This is a genomic window from Streptomyces griseochromogenes (assembly GCF_001542625.1).
In the GTDB taxonomy this organism is placed as follows: domain Bacteria; phylum Actinomycetota; class Actinomycetes; order Streptomycetales; family Streptomycetaceae; genus Streptomyces; species Streptomyces griseochromogenes.
The window spans coordinates 8,949,075-8,969,867 of sequence record NZ_CP016279.1 but is presented as its reverse complement, the minus strand read 5'-3'; the positions used below and the strand labels follow the sequence as shown (position 1 = coordinate 8,969,867).

Genomic DNA, 20,793 nt, shown 5'->3' with positions numbered 1-20,793 from the left:
CGGCTCACAGCAGCAGCCGCATCGACGGGTCGGGGTCGCGCGTGAACCCGAGGGCGGCGTACAGCGGCTCGGCCTCCGGCGAGGCGTTCAGCAGCACGTGTCCCGTGCCCCGCTCCCGGAACCAGCCCAGCAGCTCCTCCATGCACGCGCGCGCGTACCCCCGCCGCCGGGCGTCCGGGTCGGTCGCGACGCTGAAGACGTGCCCGACCCGCCCGTGCGGATTGCCGGCCTTCCCGATGCGGTACTCCGCCGTCCCCGCCGCGAGCGCGGCGAGCGTCCCCGGCCGCCCGGGATCGTCGACGACGAAGGCCGCGAAGTCCCCGTCGGCCTCGGAGAGCCGCTCCCGCAGCGTCGGCAGGGACTCGGCGTGCCAGTCGGTCGAGCCCGCACCCCCCGCACTCCACAGAGAATCGATCATGACCTGGCGCAGCCGCAGCACTTCGGCGGCATCCTCGGGCACGGCCCGGCGTGCAAGACTCATGCGCCGCACGCTAACCACCCGCTCCGCGTCCCGTCGCGCGGATTTCTTACCGGGTTCCGCTTGCTTCGAGTGCACTCGAAGGCCATAGCGTGGGGGCATGACGGTCATGCAGACCACGCCATCGGACACCGCGCACGCGACCCGCGTCGACATCTGCTCCGCCCCGCCCCGACGCCATCCCCGCCCCGACGGTCAGGACCGATACACGATCAGCGAGGTCGTCGCCTTCACCGGCCTGACCGCGCACACGCTGCGCTGGTACGAACGGATCGGCCTGATGCCGCACGTCGACCGCTCCCACACCGGCCAGCGCCGCTACAGCAACCGCGACTTGGACTGGCTGGACTTCGTGACCAAGCTCCGACTGACCGGCATGCCGGTGGCGGACATGGTCCGGTACGCGGAACTGGTGAGGGAGGGCGAGAGCACGTACGCGGAGCGCCAGGAACTCCTGGAGTCGACTCGCCGGGATGTTCTGGCCAGGATCGCGGAACTGCACGACACCCTGTCCGTCCTGGACAGAAAGATCAGCTTCTACGCCAAGGAGCGGTGACACCCCCGCCCAGCCGTCAAAGCTCGGCCAGCAACTCCGCCTTCTTGGAAGAGAATTCCTCATCGGTCACCAACCCGGCCTGATGAAGCTCCCCGAGATGCCGGATCCGCTCGGCGATGTCCGCGGGATCCCGCCGCGCCGGGGCCGGTACCACCGGTACCGGCCCCCTGGTCCGCACCGCGGCCAGCACGGCCGCGGCGAACGGCAACGACTCGTGCACCGGTCCGTACCCCCGCCCGAAGACCACCGCCGCCGGATCCTGGTCGGGCTGCGCGGACTCTGCCGAGTCGGCGGAGCGCCGCAGCAGACGCAGATGTCCTTGCGGGCTCTCCGGCGCGCGCCATTCCACCCCGCTGAGGTCGGCGACCGCGAAACTCTGGTCCCCGGCCTTCCACTTCGTCGTGGACGCCCCCGTCCAGGACCACCGGAACTGCACCGACGTGCCGTCGAAGGAAGCCTTCCCGTCGTACGCCTTGAACTGGAGGGGCGCCTCGGGCGCGGCCACCAGGTACCGGTCGGCGGGCCCGGACTCGGACTCGGCCAGCAGTCCCTTCAGCTCGTCGGCGAGGCGCTCGGCGAGCGTCGACCGCTCGGCCGGCAGCACCAGCCGGTACGGGTCGAAGCCCTCGCGCAGCTGACCGGCCGCCGCCTCCATCAGCGGATCGGCGCCTGGACGCGGCAGCAGCCGCAGGGCGACCGTCCCGCGCTTGCCCGTGGTGAGGGTCACCTCCTCCAGCGCGGACAGCGGGATCCGCCGTTCGCCCAGCGCCTGGAACAGCTTCGGTGTCCGAATCCCCCGTTCGTAACGGATGAGCACGGAGTCGGACTCGAACTCCCAGACGGCATGAAAACCCGCCAGTACGTCACCCATGCGGCTCATCGTATGCGGCACGTGCTCCTCCGTCGCCACCCGCGCAGACCGCACTTCCTGCTGTTTCTACGCGCGTCCGGCCGTCGTCATGCCGGGCAGACCCGCCAGGCAGGCGTCGTTGTCATGGGCGCATGTCACCTCGTCGTACGCGCCCACCCCGACGTCGGCGAGGTTGCGCAGGCTGTCCGTGCCCGGCTGGAAATAGCCGGCGTGGCCCTGAGCGTCCCGCGCCGACAGCACCCGTGCGCCGAACGCCGGGGACACCGGGTCGGCGCCGTGTCCGAGCCCGCCGACCTCCAGGTACGGCACGTCCTGCACCCAGTCGGTGGCGTCCCGCATCGCCCACACCCGGGCCGACGTGCCCAGATGGGAGGCCTTGGGGACGCGCATGCCAGGGCTCGCGGCCACCGCTATGTCGGCCACCCGGCGGGGCATGTCGTGCGCGGCGACCCCGCAGACCACCGAGCCGTAGCTGTGGCAGAACATCGACACCGGTGCCCGCCCGGGCAGGGCGTCGAGCAGCGCGTTCAGGCGTACGGCGCCCTCGGCGGCGCGCAGCCCCGTGGCCGCGTCCACGCCGAGCCCGTCGGGCGCGGTGTAGTCGGCCCAGGCGATCACGGCCGTACGCGTCGAGGGGCTCTGCGCCCGCTCGGCCGCGTACAGGGCCTCGGCCATGCCGACCGTGGCGCTGTACTTGCGGTTCGTCTTCTGGAAGGTGAGCAGATCGGTGTCGACGCCGGGGACGACGACGGAGATCCGTTCGGCCGTGCCGAGGTTCCCGAACACCTCGGCGATCCGGCCCGAGCCCTCGGGGTCGAAGGCGAGGATCTGCCTGCCGGGCTGCATCAGCGCCTCGTAGCGGTGCATCCGGCGGCCCGCGTCCTGCTGGCCGGCCGCGCTGAGCCGGCTGTCGTGCATCCGCTTCTTCTCGACCTTGCGCGCCTGGTCCATCGCGACGCGGTTGGCGCGGTAGCGCAGGGAGACGGGGGCGCCGTTCATGTTGCCGACCGCGAGGGGATAGCGGTGGGTGAGACGGTCGCGCTCGTGCGGGGTGAGCGAGGCGAAGAAGCCGGCGAGCCGGGCCGGCGAGCTGTGGGGGGCCGGCAGGTGGTGGCCGTGGATGCTGCCGTGGTCCCACTCGGCCAGCGAGGCCTGCAGGGCGGTCGACTCCCGGTGGGTGCGCAGGGCGGTCCAGCCGGTGGTCGCGAGCATCACGAACACCACGCCCAGCGCGAGCAGCGCGCGCCAGACGTTGAGTTGCGGGGAGGTGTCGAAGGAAGTCACTGGGAGGACACACTAGGAGAACGAGAGGGTCTCGCGGTAACTGAGTGACAGGTATCACGTTTCGTGAGGCACCGAACAGCGCGTGAACCATCTCACTCCGCGCGCCAGTTGCCCATGAGCGCCGAACCCACCTGATCGAGGCGCGACGCCGTGAGCGCGCGGATCGCCTCCAGGCCGAAGCCGTCGCCGGCGGTCCACCGCCGCTCGCGGACCCTCATCACCCCGCCGAGGACGACCACGGCCGGTCGCGGCCGCGGATCGGCGTCCTTGCGGTCACGCAGTGTTTCCATCATATGTCAGTCACTGACGTATGAATTCGTCTGTCAATTGCCAGTGACTGTCACTAGCCTCGCACGAGCTGGTCAGGCCACCGTCGACACGACGGGGCCACATCTGAGGGCCCGTCCGTGCGGAGTTCGCCTATCAGGGTGACTCCGCTAAAGATTCCTCGCCCTCGACGAGCGCCGCGAGTCACAGTGGGTCAAGTCCTCCGCAGGACATGGGAGGACCGCGAGATGACGGCCCGCGCTGCTGGAGGGGGGCAGCGTGGCCGCGTCCGCGGGGGCGCCGAAGAAACGAGGGGCCGCTTTCGGCTGCGGGCACTCGTGCTTCCGCCGGTGCCCCTCAACTCCGCTGCTCCTCCCGCTCCCTGGCCAGCCGGGCCACCTCGGCCCGCAGCAACCGAACCTCCTCGGTCAGAGAAGCGATCGCCTCCGTCTGCCGCCGCTCCTCCACATCGTCCTTCTCGAACCGGGAGATGAACCAGGCCGCGATGTTCGCCGTCACCACACCCAGCAGGGCGATCCCGGCGAGCATCAGCCCCACCGCGATCATCCGCCCCAGCCCGGTCGTCGGCGCATGATCCCCGTACCCCACGGTCGTCATCGTCGTGAACGACCACCACAAGGCATCACCCAGCGTCCGGATGTTCCCGTTCGGCGACTGCCGTTCCACCGACAGCACCGCGAGCGATCCGAACATCAGCAGCCCGATCACCGCCCCCACGACATACGTCGTCAGCCGGATCTGCGGAGCCATCCGGGCCCGCCGCCCCACCAGCAGCAGCGTGGACACCATCCGCAGCAACCGCAGCGGCTGGAGCACCGGCAGCACCACCGCGCACAGATCGGGCCAGTGCGTGCGCACGAACTCCCTGCGCCGGGGCGCGAGAGCCAGTCGTACGAGGTAGTCGGCCGCGAACGCCCCCCACACCACCCATTCCACGATCGTGCACGCGGACGTCAGGGAATACCCCGCCGAACCGTCCACGATCGGCACCGCGTAGGCGACGGCGAAGGCCACGGCGAGCGCCAACAGGGGCCGCTGGCTGAGCCGTTCCCAGCGTTCCTGTGTGAACCGATCCCGCATGCCCTTCATGACGACATCGTAAAGAAACCGTAAGGGCGACGGAGGCCTGAGCCCCGTCGCCCTTACGCCGACTGCGCCGGCTCCTAGGCGTCGCCGCCGGCCGCCCCCGGATCCGCCGCCGAGACGTCCAGCAGCTGGTACCGGTCGATGGCCTGCTTCAGCACGGACCGGTCGAGCTTGCCCTCACGGGCCAGCTCGGTCAGCACCGCCACCACGATCGACTGGGCGTCGATGTGGAAGAAGCGGCGGGCCGCACCCCGGGTGTCGGCGAAGCCGAAGCCGTCCGCGCCGAGCGACTGGTACGTGCCCGGCACCCACCGCGCGATCTGGTCCGGGACCGACCGCATCCAGTCGGACACGGCGACGAACGGACCCTCGGCGCCGCTCAGTTTCTGCGTCACGTACGGCACCCGCTGCTCCTCCTCCGGATGCAGCAGATTGTGCTCCTCCACGGCCACGGCCTCGCGCCGCAGCTCGTTCCAGGAGGTCGCCGACCACACGTCGGCCTTCACGTTCCACTCCTCGGCGAGCAGCCGCTGGGCCTGAAGTGCCCACGGCACCGCGACACCGGACGCCATGATCTGCGCCGGGACCGCGCCGCCCGTGCCCGCGCTGATGCGGTGGATGCCCTTGAGGATGCCCTCGACGTCCACGCCGGCCGGCTCGGCCGGGTGCTGGATGGGCTCGTTGTAGACGGTCAGGTAGTAGAAGACGTCCTCGCCGTGCGGGTGCTCGGCGTCGCCGCCGTACATCCGGCGCAGGCCGTCCTGCACGATGTGCGCGATCTCGTAGGCGTACGCCGGGTCGTAGGCCACGCACGCCGGGTTGGTCGAGGCGAGCAGCTGCGAGTGGCCGTCCGCGTGCTGCAGTCCCTCACCGGTCAGGGTGGTACGGCCCGCGGTCGCGCCCAGGACGAAGCCGCGCGACAGCTGGTCGGCCATCTGCCAGAACTGGTCACCCGTGCGCTGGAAACCGAACATCGAGTAGAAGACGTAGACCGGGATCAGCGGCTCGCCGTGCGTGGCGTAGGCGGATCCGGCCGCGATCAGCGAGGCCGTGCAGCCCGCCTCCGAGATGCCGTCGTGCAGCATCTGGCCGGTCGGCGACTCCTTGTACGCGAGCAGCAGATCGCGGTCGACCGCCTCGTACTGCTGGCCGAGCGGGTTGTAGATCTTCGCGCTCGGGAAGAAGGAGTCCATGCCGAACGTGCGGTACTCGTCCGGCGCGATCAGCACGAACCGCCTGCCGATCTCCTTGTCCCGCATGAGGTCCTTGAGGAGGCGCACAAAGGCCATCGTCGTGGCGATGGACTGCTGGCCCGTGCCCTTCTTCACGGTCGCGTAGGTCTTGTCGTCCGGCAGCGCGAGCGGCTGGGAGCGCACGACGCGGGTCGGGACGTACCCGCCGCACGCCTTGCGCATGTCGTGCATGTACTGGATCTCCTCCGTGTCGCGGCCCGGGTGGTAGTACGGCGGCAGGCCGGACTCCAGGTCCTTGTCGGAGATCGGCAGGTGCAGACGGTCCCGGAAGCGCTTGAGGTCGTCGACCGTCAGCTTCTTCATCTGGTGCGTGGCGTTGCGGCCCTCGAAGTTCGGGCCCAGGGTCCAGCCCTTGATGGTCTTGGCCAGGATGACCGTCGGCTGGCCCCTGTGCTCCTTGGCCGCCTTGAACGCCGCGTAGATCTTGCGGTGGTCATGGCCGCCGCGGCCCAGGTGCAGGATCTGGTCGTCGGTCATGTTCTCGACCATCGCGCGCAGCCTGAGGTCGTCGCCGAAGAAGTGGTCGCGGATGTAGGCGCCGGACTCGGTGGCGTACGTCTGGAACTGGCCGTCCGGGGTCGTGTTCATCTTGTTGACCAGGACGCCGTCGCGGTCCTGGGCGAGCAGCGGGTCCCAGGTGCGGTCCCAGATCAGCTTGATCACGTTCCAGCCGGCGCCCCGGAAGACCGACTCCAGCTCCTGGATGATCTTGCCGTTGCCGCGCACCGGGCCGTCGAGCCGCTGGAGGTTGCAGTTGACGACGAAGGTCAGGTTGTCCAGACCCTCGCGGGCGGCGATGGACAACTGGCCGAGCGACTCCGGCTCGTCCATCTCGCCGTCGCCGAGGAACGCCCACACATGCGATTTCGAGGTGTCGGCGATGCCGCGCGCCTGCATGTAGCGGTTCATCCGCGCCTGGTAGATCGCGCCGAGCGGGCCGAGACCCATGGAGACCGTCGGGAACTCCCAGAAGTCCGGCATCGAGCGCGGGTGCGGGTAGCTGGACAGCCCGTTCGGGTACTTCGACTTCTCCTGGCGGAAGCCGTCGAGCTGCTGCTCGGTGAGCCGGTCGAGCAGGTACGCGCGGGCGTAGATGCCCGGGGAGGCGTGGCCCTGGAAGAAGACCTGGTCGCCGCCGTCGCCCTCGTCCTTGCCGCGGAAGAAGTGGTTGAAGCCCACGTCGTAGAGGGAGGCGGAGGAGGCGAAGGTGGCGATGTGGCCGCCGACTCCGATGCCGGGGCGCTGGGCGCGCGAGACCATCACGGCCGCGTTCCAGCGGGTCGCGTTGAGGATCCTGCGCTCGATCTCCTCGTTGCCGGGGAAGAACGGCTCGCTCTTGGTGGGGATCGTGTTGACGTAGTCCGTGCTACGCATCTCGGGCACGGCCACACGCTTCTCGCGGGCCCGCTCGATCAGGCGCAGCATGAGATAGCGGGCCCGCTCCCGGCCGCGCTCGTCCACGGCGGCGTCGAGGGAGTCGAGCCACTCCTGGGTTTCTTCGGGATCGAAGTCAGGAACCTGACTCGGAAGGCCGCCAATGATGATCGGATTGCGATCGGATCCGGAAGCCACGCTGTTCCTTACCTGTCAGAGGGGCGCTTTTTTGACTTTTCGCTCGTGCCTACACCGTTCCCCATCGTGTACCTAGGGAGGGCCCACGTCATCTCTACCGTGGGGTAACCGAAAGCCGGGTCCGGTCAAAACGCAACGATACGCCCGGGGTGTGACGGGCATGGCAAAGTTGTTCGACGGCCGTATTCGCTGATGATTCCAAATCACGCAAAGCGGGCACATCGGTGTGATGTGGGTCACGATGAATCGGGATACGGTGCCAGGAGTTGCGACGACACGGCCGGGATCGTCACCGTTTCGGCGGTCTGGACGGCCGGGTACTTGCGCGATCCGTCCCGCCCGTGTGGACTACGGCCAATGCTTCGCGCACGCGCGTGGCTGAGATACTCATCAAGACATGATCAGGAGGCAACCCGTGAGCGCGACCGCGGACCACGCGGAGGAGCGGACGAACCCTGCCGCCAGGCTGGGGTTCCAGCCCGGGCAGGTGGTCCAGGAGATCGGCTACGACGACGACGTCGATCAGGAGCTTCGCGAGGCCATCGAGGAAGCCATCGAGAGCGACCTCATGGACGAGGACTACGACGATGTGGCCGACGCCGTCGTGCTGTGGTTCCGTGACGAGGACGGCGACCTGACCGATGTACTGGTGGATGCCACCACCTACATCGAAGAGGGCGGCGCCATCCTGCTCCTCACGCCGAAGACCGGCCGTACGGGGTACGTGGAGCCGAGCGACATCTCGGAAGCCGCGACGACCGCCGGCCTCACCGCGTCCAAGAGCGTCAGCGTCGGCAAGGACTGGAGTGGCTCGCGTCTGGCGACGCCGAAGGCCGCGAAGTCCGGCAAGAAGTAACGAGCGGCAAACCGCCTCGTCCCAGGGGCGGCGGGCGGGCCGGGAGTACCCGGCCCGTCCGGAAGCCTGCGGTGGACCCGCGGTGATCGCTGCGTAGGGTGGTTCCGAGCGTTTGTGTGCTCTCACCCGATCAGCCCACCGAAGGGATGCACGACGATGGCGATCCAGGTCGGCGACAAGGCGCCCGACTTCGAGCTCAAGGACAACCACGGCCGCACCGTGAAGCTCGCCGACTTCCGCGGCGAGAAGAACGTGGTGCTGCTCTTCTACCCCTTCGCCTTCACCGGCGTGTGCACCGGCGAGCTGTGCGAGCTGCGCGACAACCTGCCGAAGTTCTCGGACCGCGACACCCAGCTGCTCGCCGTCTCCAACGACTCCATCCACACCCTGCGCGTCTTCGCCGAGCAGGAGGGTCTCGAGTACCCGCTGCTGAGCGACTTCTGGCCGCACGGCAACGTCTCGCGCGCCTACGGCGTCTTCGACGAGGACAAGGGCTGCGCCGTCCGGGGCACCTTCATCATCGACAAGGAGGGCGTCGTGCGGTGGACCGTGATCAACGGCCTGCCGGACGCCCGTGACCTGAACGACTACGTGAAGGCGCTCGACACCCTGTGACCGGGCCCGCCGGCCGACACCTGTGATTCACCGGGTCCAGGGTCTGCGGGTGCGGGAACCCGTCACTAGGATCGGCACGTTGATCCCATATCCGAAGCACGACGGGGCTCCCCGCCCCTGGACACCACATGGAGGACCCGTGGGAGTCAGCCTCAGCAAGGGCGGCAACGTATCGCTGACGAAGGAGGCCCCGGGCCTGACCGCGGTCATCGTCGGTCTGGGGTGGGACGTGCGTACCACGACCGGCACCGACTTCGACCTCGACGCCAGCGCGCTGCTGCTGAACAACTCCGGCAAGGTCGCGAGCGACCAGCACTTCGTCTTCTTCAACAACCTCAAGAGCCCCGACGGCTCGGTCGAGCACACCGGCGACAACATCACCGGTGAGGGCGAGGGCGACGACGAGCAGATCAAGGTCAACCTGGCCGCTGTCCCGGCCGACGTCGACAAGATCGTGTTCCCGGTGTCGATCTACGACGCCGAGAACCGCCAGCAGTCCTTCGGTCAGGTCCGCAACGCGTTCATCCGCGTCGTCAACCAGGCGGGCGAGCAGGAGATCGCCCGCTACGACCTGAGCGAGGACGCCTCCACCGAGACCGCGATGGTCTTCGGCGAGCTGTACCGGAACGGCGCGGAGTGGAAGTTCCGTGCCATCGGGCAGGGCTATGCCTCGGGCCTGCGCGGCATCGCGCAGGACTTCGGCGTCAATGTCTGACACCTGACAGCTCCACCCGACGTCCGGCGCCGCACCGTTTACGGGCGGCGCCGGACGTGCAGGAAACCAGGGAAGCACCACTAGGGGAGGACCATCGATATGGGCGTCACGCTCGCCAAGGGAGGCAATGTCTCCCTCTCCAAAGCCGCACCGAACCTCACCAACGTCACGATCGGGCTCGGCTGGGACGCGCGCTCGACCACCGGCGCCCCCTTCGACCTGGACGCCAGCGCCCTGCTGTGCGGCGCGGGGAACCGGGTCATGGGTGATGAGTGGTTCGTGTTCTACAACCAGCTCAAGAGCCCGGACGGCTCGGTGGAGCACACCGGTGACAACCTCACCGGTGAGGGCGAGGGCGACGACGAGTCGATCCTGGTGGACCTGCTGAAGGTGCCGGCCACCTGCGAGAAGATCATCTTCCCCGTCTCCATCCATATGGCCGACGAGCGCGGCCAGACTTTCGGCCAGGTCTCCAACGCGTTCATCCGTGTGGTCAACCAGGCCGACGGCCAGGAGCTCGCCCGCTACGACCTCAGCGAGGATGCCAGCACCGAAACGGCCATGATCTTCGGCGAGCTCTACCGCTACCAGGGTGAATGGAAGTTCCGGGCGGTGGGCCAGGGCTACGCCTCCGGGCTGCGGGGCATCGCCCTGGACTTCGGGGTCAACGTTTCCTGAAACCGGGGTCAAGGGACGCTGACCAGCGCGATCTGTGGCTTTTCCCCGCAGGTCGCCCTGGCTGCAGTCCCTTACGGGGTGCCCCTCTACACTCGTGGTCAACGTTTCGCAAAGCTGAGTACGGCACGGGGGAGACCCGTACCAACACGATGGGGTAGCCAGTGCTTCTCAAAACCTTCGGCTGGTCGTTCGCGGTTACCGCGGTCGGTCTGGTCGCTGCGGTCTTCTACGGGGGGTGGGAGGCCTTCGGCATCGTGGCGATCCTCTCCGTCCTCGAGATCTCGCTGTCGTTCGACAACGCGGTGGTCAACGCCGGAGTCCTGAAGAAGATGAATGCCTTCTGGCAGAAGATCTTCCTCACGGTCGGCGTGCTCATCGCGGTGTTCGGCATGCGGCTGGTCTTCCCCGTCGTCATCGTCGCGATCACCGCCAAGATGGGCCCGATCGAGGCCGTCGACCTCGCTCTCAACAACAAGGACCGCTACCAGCAGCTGGTCACCGACGCCCACCCGGCGATCGCCGCCTTCGGTGGCATGTTCCTGCTGATGATCTTCCTCGACTTCATTTTCGAGGACCGGGACATCCAGTGGCTGCGCTGGATCGAGCGGCCCCTGGCCAAGCTCGGCAAGGTCGACATGCTGTCGGTCTGCATCTCCCTGGTCGTCCTGCTGATCACCTCCTTCACCTTCGCCACCCACGCCCACCAGCACGGCGGCGCCCATGTGGACAAGGGCCAGACGGTCCTGATCGCCGGCATCGCCGGCCTGATCACATACATGATCGTCGGCGGTCTCTCCGGCTACTTCGAGGACCGGCTGGAGGAAGAGGAGGAACGCGAGCACGAGGAGGAGGAAGAGGCCGCCCGCAGCGGCAAGCAGCGCTCCGCGGTGCTCCTGGCCGGTCAGGCCGCGTTCTTCATGTTCCTCTACCTGGAGGTCCTGGACGCGTCCTTCTCCTTCGACGGCGTGATCGGCGCCTTCGCCATCACCAACGACATCGTCCTGATGGCGCTGGGCCTGGGCATCGGCGCGATGTACGTCCGTTCGCTCACCGTCTACCTGGTCCGCCAGGGCACCCTCGACGACTACGTCTACCTGGAGCACGGCGCCCACTACGCGATCGGCGCCCTGGCCGTGATCCTCATGGTCACCATCCAGTACGAGATCCACGAGGTCATCACCGGTCTCGTCGGCGTCGTCCTGATCGCCTGGTCCTTCTGGTCCTCCGTCCGCCGCAACCGCGTCCTCGCGGCCGCGGAAGGAGAGGCGGGCTCGGACGAGAAGGCCGAGATCTCGTCCGGAGTCTGACCTCCGGCCTCCCCTGCGGCCCCCTACGGGCAAGATCAGGGACGCGGCGGGGTGTGGTACCCCGTTCGGTGAGGAACGCTCTGTTCGGGGCGGCCGACGTGGTCGGCCGCCCCGAGGCGTTGATATGAGTACCTGGGGGCGGGAATGGGATTCTTCGACGGGCTGCTGGGCGCTCGGGCCGACTTCGACTCGGGCAGCGCCGCGACCAACGCGATCGAGCTGACCAGGCGGCACCAGCAGGTGTCACTCACCAAGCAGGACGCGGCCACCGGCCATCTGCGCATCAACCTGACCTGGCGGATGCGCACCTCCGACTTCGACACCAACGAGCGCACGAGTCTCTTCCGGCACCCCTTCAAGGCGCTCAAGCCGCCGGAAGTGCTGGGGCACGGGCAGAGCATGGTCAACGTCGACCTCGACCTGGGCTGCCTGTACGAGCTGTCCGACGGCACGAAGGGGGTCGTCCAGCCGCTCGGCGGCTATCTGGGCGACGTCAACGCACCGCCGTACATCAAGCTCAGCGGGGACGACCGGTTCGGATCGGCGTCCGGCGAGACGATGTACGTCAACCTGGACCACCGGGACGCGATCAAGCGCCTGCTGGTCTTCGTGTACATCTACGACCAGACGCCGGCCTTCGACCGCACGCACGCGATCGTGACGCTCTACCCCAGCAACGGCCCCCGTATCGCGATAGGCCTGGACGAGCGGCATCCGCAGGCGCGCTCGTGCGCGGTCGTGATGATCGAGAACGTCAGGGGCGAGCTGGTGGTCCGGCGCGAGGTGAAGTTCGTGTACGGCTTCCAGGGCGAGCTGGACCGGCTGTACGGGTGGGGGCTGTCCTGGGGACGCGGTTACAAGTCGAAGGCGGAGAAGTAGGCGCTCTCTGGCTCGGAGCTTGCGTGTGCGTGTGCGGGTGCCGGTCCGCCGTGGCTCGTCGCGCCCGCGCGGCGGAACCGCATGATGTATCGCCCCGCGCCCCCGGGTCGGCTTTCCCTAGCGCCCGATGAATTGTGGCCCTTGGGGCGGCAGGCGGAAGCCGGGGTCCAGGGGCGCCGCCAGGGCCGGCTGGGGCTGGGGATAGCCGTAGGCGGGCTGGCTCGTCGGCTGCGGGTAGCCGTAGGTCGGCTGCTGGGGCGAGGCCGGCTGGGGATAGCCGTACGCCGCCTGGGGCGGGACGGTCGTCGGCTGCTCGGGAGGCAGGGGCTGGGACGTGGTCTCGGGCAGGGGCTGGTGCGGCTCCTCCTGCTCCGGCTCCGACTCCGACTCGTCGACCGAGATGCCGAAGTCCGTGGCGAGACCCTTCAGACCGTTGGAGTAGCCCTCGCCGAGCGCGCGGAACTTCCAGCCCTCCCCGCGCCGGTACAGCTCGCCGCAGATCAGCGCGGTCTCCGCACCCGTCTCCGGCTTGATCTCGAAGTGGGCCAGCGGTTCGGAGTCGGCGACGGCCGCGTCGTACAGGAAGATGCACAGCGCCGGGACGCGGTCGAAGGAGACACCGTCGGCGGAGGCCACCAGCAGGATGCGGCCCACCTCCGGCTCGACCCCCGCGAGATCTGACTGGATCGTGTCGGTGAGCCCCTCGGTGATCCGCTTCTTGCCGAGGCGCCAGACCTTGCCGGACGGATGCCGGGGCTGGTTGTAGAAGACGAAGTCCTCGTCGGAGCGTACCCGGCCGTCAGGACCCAGCAGCAGCGCCGAGGCGTCCACGTCCGGGACTCCCTGCCCGGGTGTCCAGCGCAGCACGGCGCGCACCGTGGTGGCTTCCAGCGGGACGTTGGACCCCTTCAGCATCGCGTGCGTCATGCCGTCATCCTGCCTTCTCCGTCCTGGCCACGACAATGCGGGGGGTGTTGGTGCCTACACGGGCGAGTTACCGGAAATTCACGCCCGGGGGGAACCCCCGACATGGGCCCCTACGTACTATTACCGGCCACCCTTTACCGAATCCCCAGCTCGGCTTGCGCACTGAGGAGTCCTATGCGTCATTTCGGGCATATCGCCCCCGAGGTGCGGCAGCGCCTTTTCCATCAGGAGCCGTGCGCCTTCACCGCCGACTCCCCGGCCCGGCTGCTCTCCGCGGCCCTGGGCGCCACGCTCTACAGCCCGGCGACCCGGCCGAGGCTCGCCGACGACATCGTCAAGCAGGCCGGCAACGGCGTGGTCTCGATGGTGCTGTGCCTGGAGGACTCGATCGACGACGCCGACGTCGTGGAGGGCGAGGAGAACCTGGTCCGGCAGTTCGCCGACCTCGACTCCCGAGCGGGGGCGGAGCTGCCGCTGCTCTTCATCCGGGTGCGCGCCCCCGAGCAGATCCCCGACCTCGTACGGCGCCTCGGCGCCTCCGTACGGCTGCTGTCCGGCTTCGTCATGCCCAAGTTCACCGAGGAGCGGGGGATCTTCTTCCTGGAGGCCCTGACCGCGGCGGAGAACCAGAGCGGGCGCAGGCTCTTCGCCATGCCGGTCCTGGAGTCGCCCGAGCTGCTGTACCGCGAGTCCCGGGTGGACACGCTGGAAGGCATTTTCCGCGCGGTCGACAAGTACCGCGACCGGGTCCTCGCGCTGCGCCTGGGCGTCACCGACTTCTGCTCCTCCTACGGCCTGCGCCGGGCCCCCGACATGACCGCGTACGACGTGCAGATAGTCGCTTCCGTGATCGCCGACGTGGTCAACATGCTGGGCCGGGCCGACGGCACCGGGTTCACCGTGACCGGGCCGGTGTGGGAGTACTTCCGGGTCCCGGAGCGCATGTTCAAACCGCAGCTGCGGCAGAGCCCGTTCCTCGAGGTACAGGCCGTGGCGCTGCGCGAGAAGCTCATCGAGCACGCGATGGACGGGCTGCTGCGGGAGATCTCCCTTGACCAGGCCAACGGCCTGCTCGGCAAGACCTGCATCCACCCCTCCCATGTCCTGCCCGTGCACGCGCTGTCCGTGGTCAGCCACGAGGAGTTCAGCGACGCCCAGGACATCCTGAGACCGGAACGCGGCGGCGGGGGTGTACTCCGGTCGGCCTACACGAACAAGATGAACGAAGTGAAGCCGCACCGAGCGTGGGCCGAGCGGACCCTGCTGCGCGCCGAGGTGTTCGGCGTGGCGCGCGAGGACGTCGGCTTCGTGGAGCTGCTCGCCGCCGGAATACCCGGCTGACCCTTCCCAACCCAAGGAACGCATGAATCACGCAGTGAACGACGGGGTCTGGTCCGGCAGCTGGGTCGCCGAGCGACTCGGGGTCGAACTGGAGGGCGACGACGGGCTCAGGGCCCTGCTGGGGCTCGCGCTGCGCCGCAACCCCAAGCGGGCCCATCTGCTGGTCTCGAACGTGCTCGGCAAGCACGTGCCGCAGTCGCCGTCCGTGGTCTACGGCCATGGAATCCGCCTGGGCCGCCGGGTCGCCGCGCTGCTCGGCGAGGCGGAGGCCGCCCGGGCCGTCGTCCTCGGCTATGCGGAGACCGCCACGGGGCTGGGCCATTCGGTGGCCGACGGCCTGGGCCCCGCCCCGTACCTGCACTCCACGCGCCGTCCGGTGGCCGGGGTCGCCCGGGCGGGCGGCTTCGAGGAGTCGCACTCCCACGCCACGTCGCACCTCTTGCTGCCGGAAGACCCGGCTCTGCTGGCCGGTGACGGTCCGCTGGTCCTGGTCGACGACGAGTTCTCCACGGGCAGCACGGTCCTCAACACCATCCGTGACCTGCACGAACGGTATCCGCGGCGGCGGTATGTGGTGGTGGCCCTGGTCGATATGCGTTCCGCCGATGACGTCGCGCGGATGGAGCGGTTCGCGGATGAGATCGGGGCGCGGGTGGATCTCATCGCCGCCGCGTCCGGGACTGTGCGGTTGCCGGAAGGCGTCTTGGAGAAGGGGCAGGAGCTGGTCGCGCGGTACGCGTCCGCCGACGATACGCCGGTGGCCGGTTGCGGGTCCGTGGTGGCTGGTCCCGGCCGCGCGGCGGAGCCGCATGACGTCTCGCCCCGCGCCCCTGAGGGGGCGCACCGGTCGGGCAGAGTCGTGAAGGTCGACCTCCACTGGCCCCCAGGCCTCCCCGACGGCGGCCGGCACGGCTTCACGCCCGCCCACCGAGCCCGCCTGGAGGCCGCGCTGCCCCAGATGGCCGCTCGAACAGCGGACGCGCTGCCCACCGGCGCCCGCCGCGTCCTCGTCCTCGGCTTCGAGGAGCTGATGTACGCCCCGCTGCGCCTGGCCCGCGAGCTGGAGCAGCTCATACCCGCCGAGGTGCGCTACTCCACCACCACGCGCTCGCCCGTCCTCGCGGTCGACGACCCGGGCTATGCGATACGCACCCGCCTGGCCTTCCCCGCCCACGACGACCCGGCCGACGGCCCCGGCGAGCGCTACGCCTACAACGTCGCGGGCGCCGGCTTCGACGCCGTCGTCGCCGTGGTCGACTCGGTCGCCGACACCCCCCTGCTGCACGCCCCGGACGGGCTGGCGGCCCGTCTCGCGGCCCACACCCCGCACGTCCTGCTCGTGGTCGTCCCCTCGTACGTCCCCGAGCCCCGCTCCTTCTCCGAAAGGCCGGCCATGCTGCCCGAGCCCCTCCGCGGCCCCGCCTTCTCCTCGTACGCGCCCGAGGAGGTCGGCTGGCTGCTGCAGGACCTCTCGGACGTGACCCTGGAGGCGCCGACCGAGGAACGGGAGGAGGCCATCCAGAGCGGCGGGGCGCACTACGCCGAGTCGCTGCCGGTGGAGTACCAGCCGAGCGAGCAGTACCAGGATCTGTTCCACACGGCCCTGGACGCTTCGGCCGCCCGGCTCGCGCAGGCGGTCGGCGTGGTGACGGAGACGGTGATCGCCGAGCGGTCGCCGCGCCCGGTGCTGGTCTCCCTGGCCCGCGCGGGCACCCCGGTCGGTGTGCTCATGCGCCGCTGGGCCCAGTTCCGGCACGGCCTCGACCTCCCGCACTACGCCGTCTCGATCGTCCGCGGCCGCGGCATCGACGCCAACGCGCTGCGCTGGCTCGCCGCCCACCACGACCCGAGGGACGTCGTCTTCGTCGACGGCTGGACCGGAAAGGGCGCGATATCCCGCGAACTCGCCCAGGCCGTCGAGGAGTTCGAGGCGAAGGAGGGCATCACGGGCTTCGACCCGGAGATCGCCGTACTCGCCGACCCGGGCTCCTGCGTGCGCACCTACGGCACCCGCGAGGACTTCCTCATCCCGTCCGCCTGCCTCAACTCGACGGTTTCCGGCCTGATTTCGCGTACGGTCCTGCGCGCGGACCTGGTCGGCCCGCATGACTTCCACGGCGCCAAGTTCTACCGCGAACTCGCCGGCGCCGATGTCTCCGTGGCCTTCCTCGACGCCGTCTCCGCCCGTTTCCCGGAGGTGGCCGGTACGGTCGGCACGGCGGTCAAGGAGCTGATGGCCGAGGACCGATCCCCGACCTGGGCGGGCTGGCGGGCGGTCGAGCGGATCAGCGAGGAGTACGGCATCCACGACGTGAACCTCGTCAAGCCCGGCGTCGGCGAGACCACCCGGGTGCTGCTGCGCCGGGTGCCGTGGAAGATCTTGGCCAAGGCCGGCGCGGGCGCCGACCTCGACCACGTACGGCTGCTGGCCGAGCAGAGAGGGGTTCCGGTGGAGGAGGTCGGCGAGTTGCCGTACACCTGCGTGGGGCTGATCCACCCCAAGTACACCCGGGGCGCCACGGGCGCCGACGGCAAGGCGGTGAACGTCTGATGCCGGTGCTGGTGGCGAGCGACCTCGACCGCACGCTGATCTACTCCTCGGCGGCCCTGGCGCTGACCATGCCGGACGCGCGGGCGCCCCGGCTGCTCTGTGTCGAGGTCCACGAGAGCAAGCCGCTGTCCTACCTGACGGAGACCGCGGCCCAGCTGCTGACCGACGTCGGCGACGCGGCCGTCTTCGCGCCGACCACGACCCGCACCCGCAAGCAGTACCAGCGCATCAACCTGCCAGGACCCCAGCCGGCGTACGCGATCTGCGCCAACGGCGGGCATCTGCTGGTCGACGGCGTCACGGACCAGGACTGGCACGCCTCGGTGCTGGCGCGGCTCGCCGACGAGTGCGCGCCGCTGGAGGAGATCCGCGAGCACCTGTCGAGCTCCGCCGACCCCGCCTGGGTGCGCAAGCACCGGGTCGCCGAGGACCTGTTCGCCTATCTGGTCGTCGAACGCGAGCTGCTGCCCGAGGACTGGGTGAAGGAGCTGGCGGTCTGGGCGGAGAACCGGGGCTGGACGGTCTCGCTCCAGGGCCGCAAGATCTACGCCGTCCCGAAGCCGCTCACCAAGAGCGCGGCCGTGCGCGAGGTCGCCCGCCGCACCGGCGCCGAGCTCATCCTGGCCGCCGGGGACTCCCTGCTCGACGCCGACCTGCTGCTCGCCGCCGACCAGGGCTGGCGCCCGGGACACGGCGAGCTGGCCGACGCCGGCTGGAGCGCACCGCAGATCAGCGCGCTGCCGGAGCGTGGGGTCCTGGCGGGGGAGCGGATCCTACGGGAGTTTCTACGAGCGGCACGGCAGCCCGCCTGAACGCACCGCTCTGATCAGCCGCAGCACCCTCCACCACAGCACCCGCCCCCACCGGCGGGGGCCGGGGCCGTGGACGAGCCCCCCACGGCCACCGTCGACAACAGCTTCACCGTGTCGTCATGCCCCGCGGGGCAGCTCGCGGGGGCGGCGGACTCCGCCATGGGACGGCTGAGTTCGAATGTGTCGCCGCAGGTGCGGCAGCGGTACTCGTAGCGAGGCATAGGCACAGGTTAACCGGAGTGGCGCTGCTCACAGCGGTTCAAAGTTTCATGAGTGTTCGGATCTGCCCGATACTTGTGCGGAGATTTTGAAAAGATCGCTGATAGCTTGGCTGAACCGCGAGGAGCCGTAAGACCGGGGGATGAGGGGGGTCCATCGCGCCGCGCCCACCAGCGCGGCCGTGTCCTTCTGCTGAGTCTGACCGCGCGCGCAAGCACCACTGCGAGGGGAGACGCAGCCTTGGCCGAGTCAGGGCAGCGGTCAGACGGCCGCGAGGACGACGACAGCGCCCGGTCCGAGGAGCGGCAGCCACCGAAGGCGGACGAGACCCTGCATCTGAGGGTCGACGCCCTCCGTGCGGATGCCACCATGCAATTGCGTGTGCCCCCGTCACCGGAGCCACCCGCCGCCGGCGGACGTGCCGAGCGGCGGCGCAGCGCCCGCCTGCCGGTGCACAGCCGTGCCACCGGCGCCGCCACGGCGGCACTCGACCGCCTGCGGGCCACCGCGGGTCCGCGGCTGGCTCCGCTCGCCCCGTACGCCCGGCGGCTCAAGCCGCTGTACCCGCGCCCCGGCCGCACCGGCTGGCGCCGCTGGATACCCTCCTGGCGCCAGTGGCTCGGCTCCACGCTGTCGGGCTTCGTCCTGCTCGGTCTGTTCCTCGTCGTCGCCTACGAGATGACGGACATACCGAAGAACCTCAACACCTTCGCCACCCAGCAGGACAACGTCTACTTCTGGTCGGACGGGACGCCGATGGCCCGTACCGGCTGGGTGCGGCGCCAGGACATGCCCCTCAAGGACATACCCGAGCAGGTCCGCTGGGCGGTGCTCGCGGCGGAGAACGCGAGCTTCTACTCCGATCCCGGCATTTCCGTCAAAGGCATCAGCCGCGCCGTGTGGCGGACCATCGGGGAGGGGGACACCGAGGGCGGTTCCACCATCACCCAGCAGTACGTCAAGAACGTCTACCTGAACCAGAACCAGACCCTCGGCCGCAAGTTCACCGAGGCGATGATCTCCCTCAAGCTCGACAACAAGATGAGCAAGGACGACATCCTGGAGGGCTACCTCAACACCAGCTGGTTCGGCCGCGGCACCTACGGCATCCAGCGCGCCTCCCAGGCCTACTACGGCAAGGACGTCAGTCAGCTCAACGCCGGCGAGGCGGCAGTGCTCGCCTCCATGCTCAAGGGCGCCGCGCTCTACGACCCCACCCTCAGTGCGGCCAATCACAAGCGGGCCGTCGCGCGCTGGTCCTGGATCCTGGACCGGATGGTCGACATCGGCAAACTGACTCCGGCCCAGCGCGCCCGGTACAAGACGTTCCCCGAGCCGCTCAGGGCGGGGCGCGTCTACGACACCGGTAAGCAGAGCGACTACCTGGTGGAGCTGGCCCAGCAGTACGCCAAGAAGGCCGGCCACATCTCCGACCGGGACTTCGACCTCGGCGGCTACCAGATCTACACGACCTTCGACCGCAAGCGGGAGACGGCGCTGACCGACGCCGTGACCAAGGCCCGCAAGCAGGCGGAGCGGGGCCACGCCGGCGCGGCGAAGACCGCCCACTACGGTGCCGCCTCGGTCGCCGCCGACGGCCGGATCCTCGCCGTCTACGGTGGCCCCGACCACCGCAAGCAGGGCTACAACGAGTCCAACGCGGCCACCGTCCAGGCCGGCTCGGCGTTCCTGCCGTTCGACTACGCCGCCGGACTGGAACACGGAGTCCGCAAGACCCGCGGCGGACCTCCGACGCCCGTCACGCCCGAGACGGTGTACGACGGCGACGACGGCGTCGCCGTCACCACGCCCGAGGGCCCCTACTGGGACCGCAGCGGCCGGAAGGTGACCGCCCACAACGACGGCAACAAGTCCTACGGGCAGATCACGCTGGGCAAGGCCCTCGCACAGTCGGTGAACACGCCGTTCATGCAGCTCGGCATGGACACGGGCCTGGACAAGGTGCGCGAGACCGCGGTGGCGGCGGGCCTGCTCGACTCCAGCATGGGTCCGCAGGTTCCCGCCCTGACCCTGGGCAACTCCACGCCCAGCGCGATCCGGATGGCGAGTGGGTACGCCACGTTCGCCGCCGCCGGCATGCACACCGAGCCGTACTCGGTGCGCCGCATCACCCGCAACGGCGCGGCGGTCCATCTGAGCACCCCCGCCCCGCGGCGGGCGGTCGGCGCCCAGGTGGCCGAGGACGTCTCCCAGGCACTCGCGGACTCCCTGCGCACCACCCACCCGGCGGCCGCGTCCGGCCCGGCCGCGGCCGGCAAGGCGGGCACCACCGAGGACGACACCGCCGCCTGGTACGCCGGCACGTCCGCCTCGGTGTCGACCGCCGTCGTCGTCTACCGCATGGACCTGGCCAAGAGCCTCGAACCGCTGCCGCTCAAGGGCCTCGCCGGCACGTCCGCCGACGACGTCCCGTACGGCATCTGGGCTCATGCCATGGGCCTCGGCTGACCCCCGAGGCCCATGCCCCGCACCGACTTCCCGCCC

General features: G+C 69.6%; 19 protein-coding genes. 11 read left to right on the top strand and 8 right to left on the bottom strand.

The features are described 5' to 3' along the window. Positions 1 to 4 precede the first annotated feature (4 nt). Positions 5 to 481, bottom strand: coding sequence for a GNAT family N-acetyltransferase (locus tag AVL59_RS39035; protein WP_067314050.1), 477 nt, complete (start codon positions 479 to 481; stop codon positions 5 to 7). A gap of 97 nt (positions 482 to 578) precedes the next feature. On the opposite strand from AVL59_RS39035, the gene AVL59_RS39030 reads away from it, so the two are divergent. Further along, positions 579 to 1,034 (top strand): MerR family transcriptional regulator, encoded by a 456-nt coding sequence (locus tag AVL59_RS39030; protein WP_067314048.1) that lies wholly within the window; start codon positions 579 to 581, stop codon positions 1,032 to 1,034. 16 nt (positions 1,035 to 1,050) lie between these two features. On the opposite strand, the gene AVL59_RS39025 is transcribed toward AVL59_RS39030, so the two are convergent. The 5 genes from AVL59_RS39025 to aceE all read right to left on the bottom strand — a co-directional run bounded on the left by AVL59_RS39025 (position 1,051) and on the right by aceE (position 7,388). Further along, positions 1,051 to 1,905 carry a DUF4429 domain-containing protein gene (locus tag AVL59_RS39025; protein ID WP_067314046.1) on the bottom strand — a complete coding sequence of 285 codons (855 nt, stop codon included), beginning with the start codon at positions 1,903 to 1,905 and terminating at the stop codon, positions 1,051 to 1,053. A gap of 66 nt (positions 1,906 to 1,971) precedes the next feature. Beyond that, complete coding sequence (locus tag AVL59_RS39020; protein ID WP_067314044.1) at positions 1,972 to 3,189, bottom strand: alpha/beta hydrolase; 1,218 nt, start codon at positions 3,187 to 3,189, stop codon at positions 1,972 to 1,974. Positions 3,190 to 3,281: 92 nt separating this feature from the next. Continuing rightward, positions 3,282 to 3,482 (bottom strand): hypothetical protein, encoded by a 201-nt coding sequence (locus tag AVL59_RS39015; RefSeq protein ID WP_067314042.1) that lies wholly within the window; start codon positions 3,480 to 3,482, stop codon positions 3,282 to 3,284. A gap of 331 nt (positions 3,483 to 3,813) precedes the next feature. Then, entirely contained in the window at positions 3,814 to 4,566 is a 753-nt protein-coding gene (locus tag AVL59_RS39010) for a potassium channel family protein (RefSeq protein ID WP_372450348.1), read from the bottom strand. 74 nt (positions 4,567 to 4,640) lie between these two features. Next, positions 4,641 to 7,388, bottom strand: a complete 2,748-nt coding sequence (gene aceE, locus AVL59_RS39005) for a pyruvate dehydrogenase (acetyl-transferring), homodimeric type (RefSeq protein ID WP_067314038.1) — start codon at positions 7,386 to 7,388, stop codon at positions 4,641 to 4,643. A gap of 415 nt (positions 7,389 to 7,803) precedes the next feature. On the opposite strand from aceE, the gene AVL59_RS39000 reads away from it, so the two are divergent. The 6 genes from AVL59_RS39000 (at position 7,804) to AVL59_RS38975 (ending at position 12,438) form a co-directional block, all read left to right on the top strand. Beyond that, a complete protein-coding gene (locus AVL59_RS39000; protein ID WP_067314036.1) occupies positions 7,804 to 8,244 on the top strand; it encodes a DUF3052 domain-containing protein in 441 nt (146 codons plus the stop codon). Positions 8,245 to 8,400: 156 nt separating this feature from the next. Next, complete coding sequence (locus AVL59_RS38995) at positions 8,401 to 8,859, top strand: peroxiredoxin (RefSeq protein WP_067314034.1); 459 nt, start codon at positions 8,401 to 8,403, stop codon at positions 8,857 to 8,859. 139 nt (positions 8,860 to 8,998) lie between these two features. Then, positions 8,999 to 9,574: a calcium homeostasis/redox stress adaptation protein gene (locus tag AVL59_RS38990; RefSeq protein ID WP_067314032.1), complete on the top strand. Its 576-nt coding sequence runs from the start codon at positions 8,999 to 9,001 to the stop codon at positions 9,572 to 9,574. A 99-nt stretch (positions 9,575 to 9,673) separates the two neighbouring features. Next, complete coding sequence (locus AVL59_RS38985) at positions 9,674 to 10,252, top strand: TerD family protein (protein ID WP_067314030.1); 579 nt, start codon at positions 9,674 to 9,676, stop codon at positions 10,250 to 10,252. A gap of 161 nt (positions 10,253 to 10,413) precedes the next feature. After that, positions 10,414 to 11,559, top strand: a complete 1,146-nt coding sequence (locus AVL59_RS38980; protein ID WP_067314029.1) for a DUF475 domain-containing protein — start codon at positions 10,414 to 10,416, stop codon at positions 11,557 to 11,559. Between the two features lie 144 nt (positions 11,560 to 11,703). Then, complete coding sequence (locus AVL59_RS38975) at positions 11,704 to 12,438, top strand: TerD family protein (RefSeq protein WP_067314027.1); 735 nt, start codon at positions 11,704 to 11,706, stop codon at positions 12,436 to 12,438. Between the two features lie 117 nt (positions 12,439 to 12,555). Here AVL59_RS38975 and AVL59_RS38970 read toward each other — a convergent pair whose 3' ends face one another. Then, positions 12,556 to 13,365: a TerD family protein gene (locus tag AVL59_RS38970; RefSeq protein WP_067314025.1), complete on the bottom strand. Its 810-nt coding sequence runs from the start codon at positions 13,363 to 13,365 to the stop codon at positions 12,556 to 12,558. 174 nt (positions 13,366 to 13,539) lie between these two features. On the opposite strand from AVL59_RS38970, the gene AVL59_RS38965 reads away from it, so the two are divergent. The 3 genes from AVL59_RS38965 to AVL59_RS38955 are packed head-to-tail and all read left to right on the top strand — an operon-like array spanning position 13,540 to position 18,069. Further along, positions 13,540 to 14,706 carry an HpcH/HpaI aldolase/citrate lyase family protein gene (locus tag AVL59_RS38965; protein WP_067314023.1) on the top strand — a complete coding sequence of 389 codons (1,167 nt, stop codon included), beginning with the start codon at positions 13,540 to 13,542 and terminating at the stop codon, positions 14,704 to 14,706. A 22-nt stretch (positions 14,707 to 14,728) separates the two neighbouring features. Then, positions 14,729 to 17,257, top strand: a complete 2,529-nt coding sequence (locus tag AVL59_RS38960) for a phosphoribosyltransferase (protein WP_067314021.1) — start codon at positions 14,729 to 14,731, stop codon at positions 17,255 to 17,257. Further along, positions 17,257 to 18,069, top strand: a complete 813-nt coding sequence (locus AVL59_RS38955) for an HAD family hydrolase (RefSeq protein ID WP_067314019.1) — start codon at positions 17,257 to 17,259, stop codon at positions 18,067 to 18,069. Before AVL59_RS38960 ends, AVL59_RS38955 begins: the two co-directional genes overlap by 1 nt. 14 nt (positions 18,070 to 18,083) lie before the next feature. Here AVL59_RS38955 and AVL59_RS49920 read toward each other — a convergent pair whose 3' ends face one another. Further along, positions 18,084 to 18,290 carry an FmdB family zinc ribbon protein gene (locus AVL59_RS49920; RefSeq protein ID WP_079147208.1) on the bottom strand — a complete coding sequence of 69 codons (207 nt, stop codon included), beginning with the start codon at positions 18,288 to 18,290 and terminating at the stop codon, positions 18,084 to 18,086. A gap of 238 nt (positions 18,291 to 18,528) precedes the next feature. On the opposite strand from AVL59_RS49920, the gene AVL59_RS38950 reads away from it, so the two are divergent. After that, entirely contained in the window at positions 18,529 to 20,757 is a 2,229-nt protein-coding gene (locus AVL59_RS38950; RefSeq protein WP_418361211.1) for a transglycosylase domain-containing protein, read from the top strand. The last annotated feature ends 36 nt before the right edge of the window (positions 20,758 to 20,793 follow it).

What these genes read in the sequence shown, in the direction of transcription:
- AVL59_RS39035 (WP_067314050.1), bottom strand. Translation starts at nt 481, where the DNA reads ATGAGTCTTGCACGCCGGGCCGTGCCCGAGGATGCCGCCGAAGTGCTG.
- AVL59_RS39030 (WP_067314048.1), top strand. Translation starts at nt 579, where the DNA reads ATGACGGTCATGCAGACCACGCCATCGGACACCGCGCACGCGACCCGC.
- AVL59_RS39025 (WP_067314046.1), bottom strand. Translation starts at nt 1,905, where the DNA reads ATGGGTGACGTACTGGCGGGTTTTCATGCCGTCTGGGAGTTCGAGTCC.
- AVL59_RS39015 (WP_067314042.1), bottom strand. Translation starts at nt 3,482, where the DNA reads ATGATGGAAACACTGCGTGACCGCAAGGACGCCGATCCGCGGCCGCGA.
- AVL59_RS39010 (WP_372450348.1), bottom strand. Translation starts at nt 4,566, where the DNA reads ATGAAGGGCATGCGGGATCGGTTCACACAGGAACGCTGGGAACGGCTC.
- AVL59_RS38995 (WP_067314034.1), top strand. Translation starts at nt 8,401, where the DNA reads ATGGCGATCCAGGTCGGCGACAAGGCGCCCGACTTCGAGCTCAAGGAC.
- AVL59_RS38985 (WP_067314030.1), top strand. Translation starts at nt 9,674, where the DNA reads ATGGGCGTCACGCTCGCCAAGGGAGGCAATGTCTCCCTCTCCAAAGCC.
- AVL59_RS38975 (WP_067314027.1), top strand. Translation starts at nt 11,704, where the DNA reads ATGGGATTCTTCGACGGGCTGCTGGGCGCTCGGGCCGACTTCGACTCG.
- AVL59_RS38970 (WP_067314025.1), bottom strand. Translation starts at nt 13,365, where the DNA reads ATGACGCACGCGATGCTGAAGGGGTCCAACGTCCCGCTGGAAGCCACC.
- AVL59_RS38965 (WP_067314023.1), top strand. Translation starts at nt 13,540, where the DNA reads ATGCGTCATTTCGGGCATATCGCCCCCGAGGTGCGGCAGCGCCTTTTC.
- AVL59_RS38960 (WP_067314021.1), top strand. Translation starts at nt 14,729, where the DNA reads ATGAATCACGCAGTGAACGACGGGGTCTGGTCCGGCAGCTGGGTCGCC.
- AVL59_RS38955 (WP_067314019.1), top strand. Translation starts at nt 17,257, where the DNA reads ATGCCGGTGCTGGTGGCGAGCGACCTCGACCGCACGCTGATCTACTCC.
- AVL59_RS49920 (WP_079147208.1), bottom strand. Translation starts at nt 18,290, where the DNA reads ATGCCTCGCTACGAGTACCGCTGCCGCACCTGCGGCGACACATTCGAA.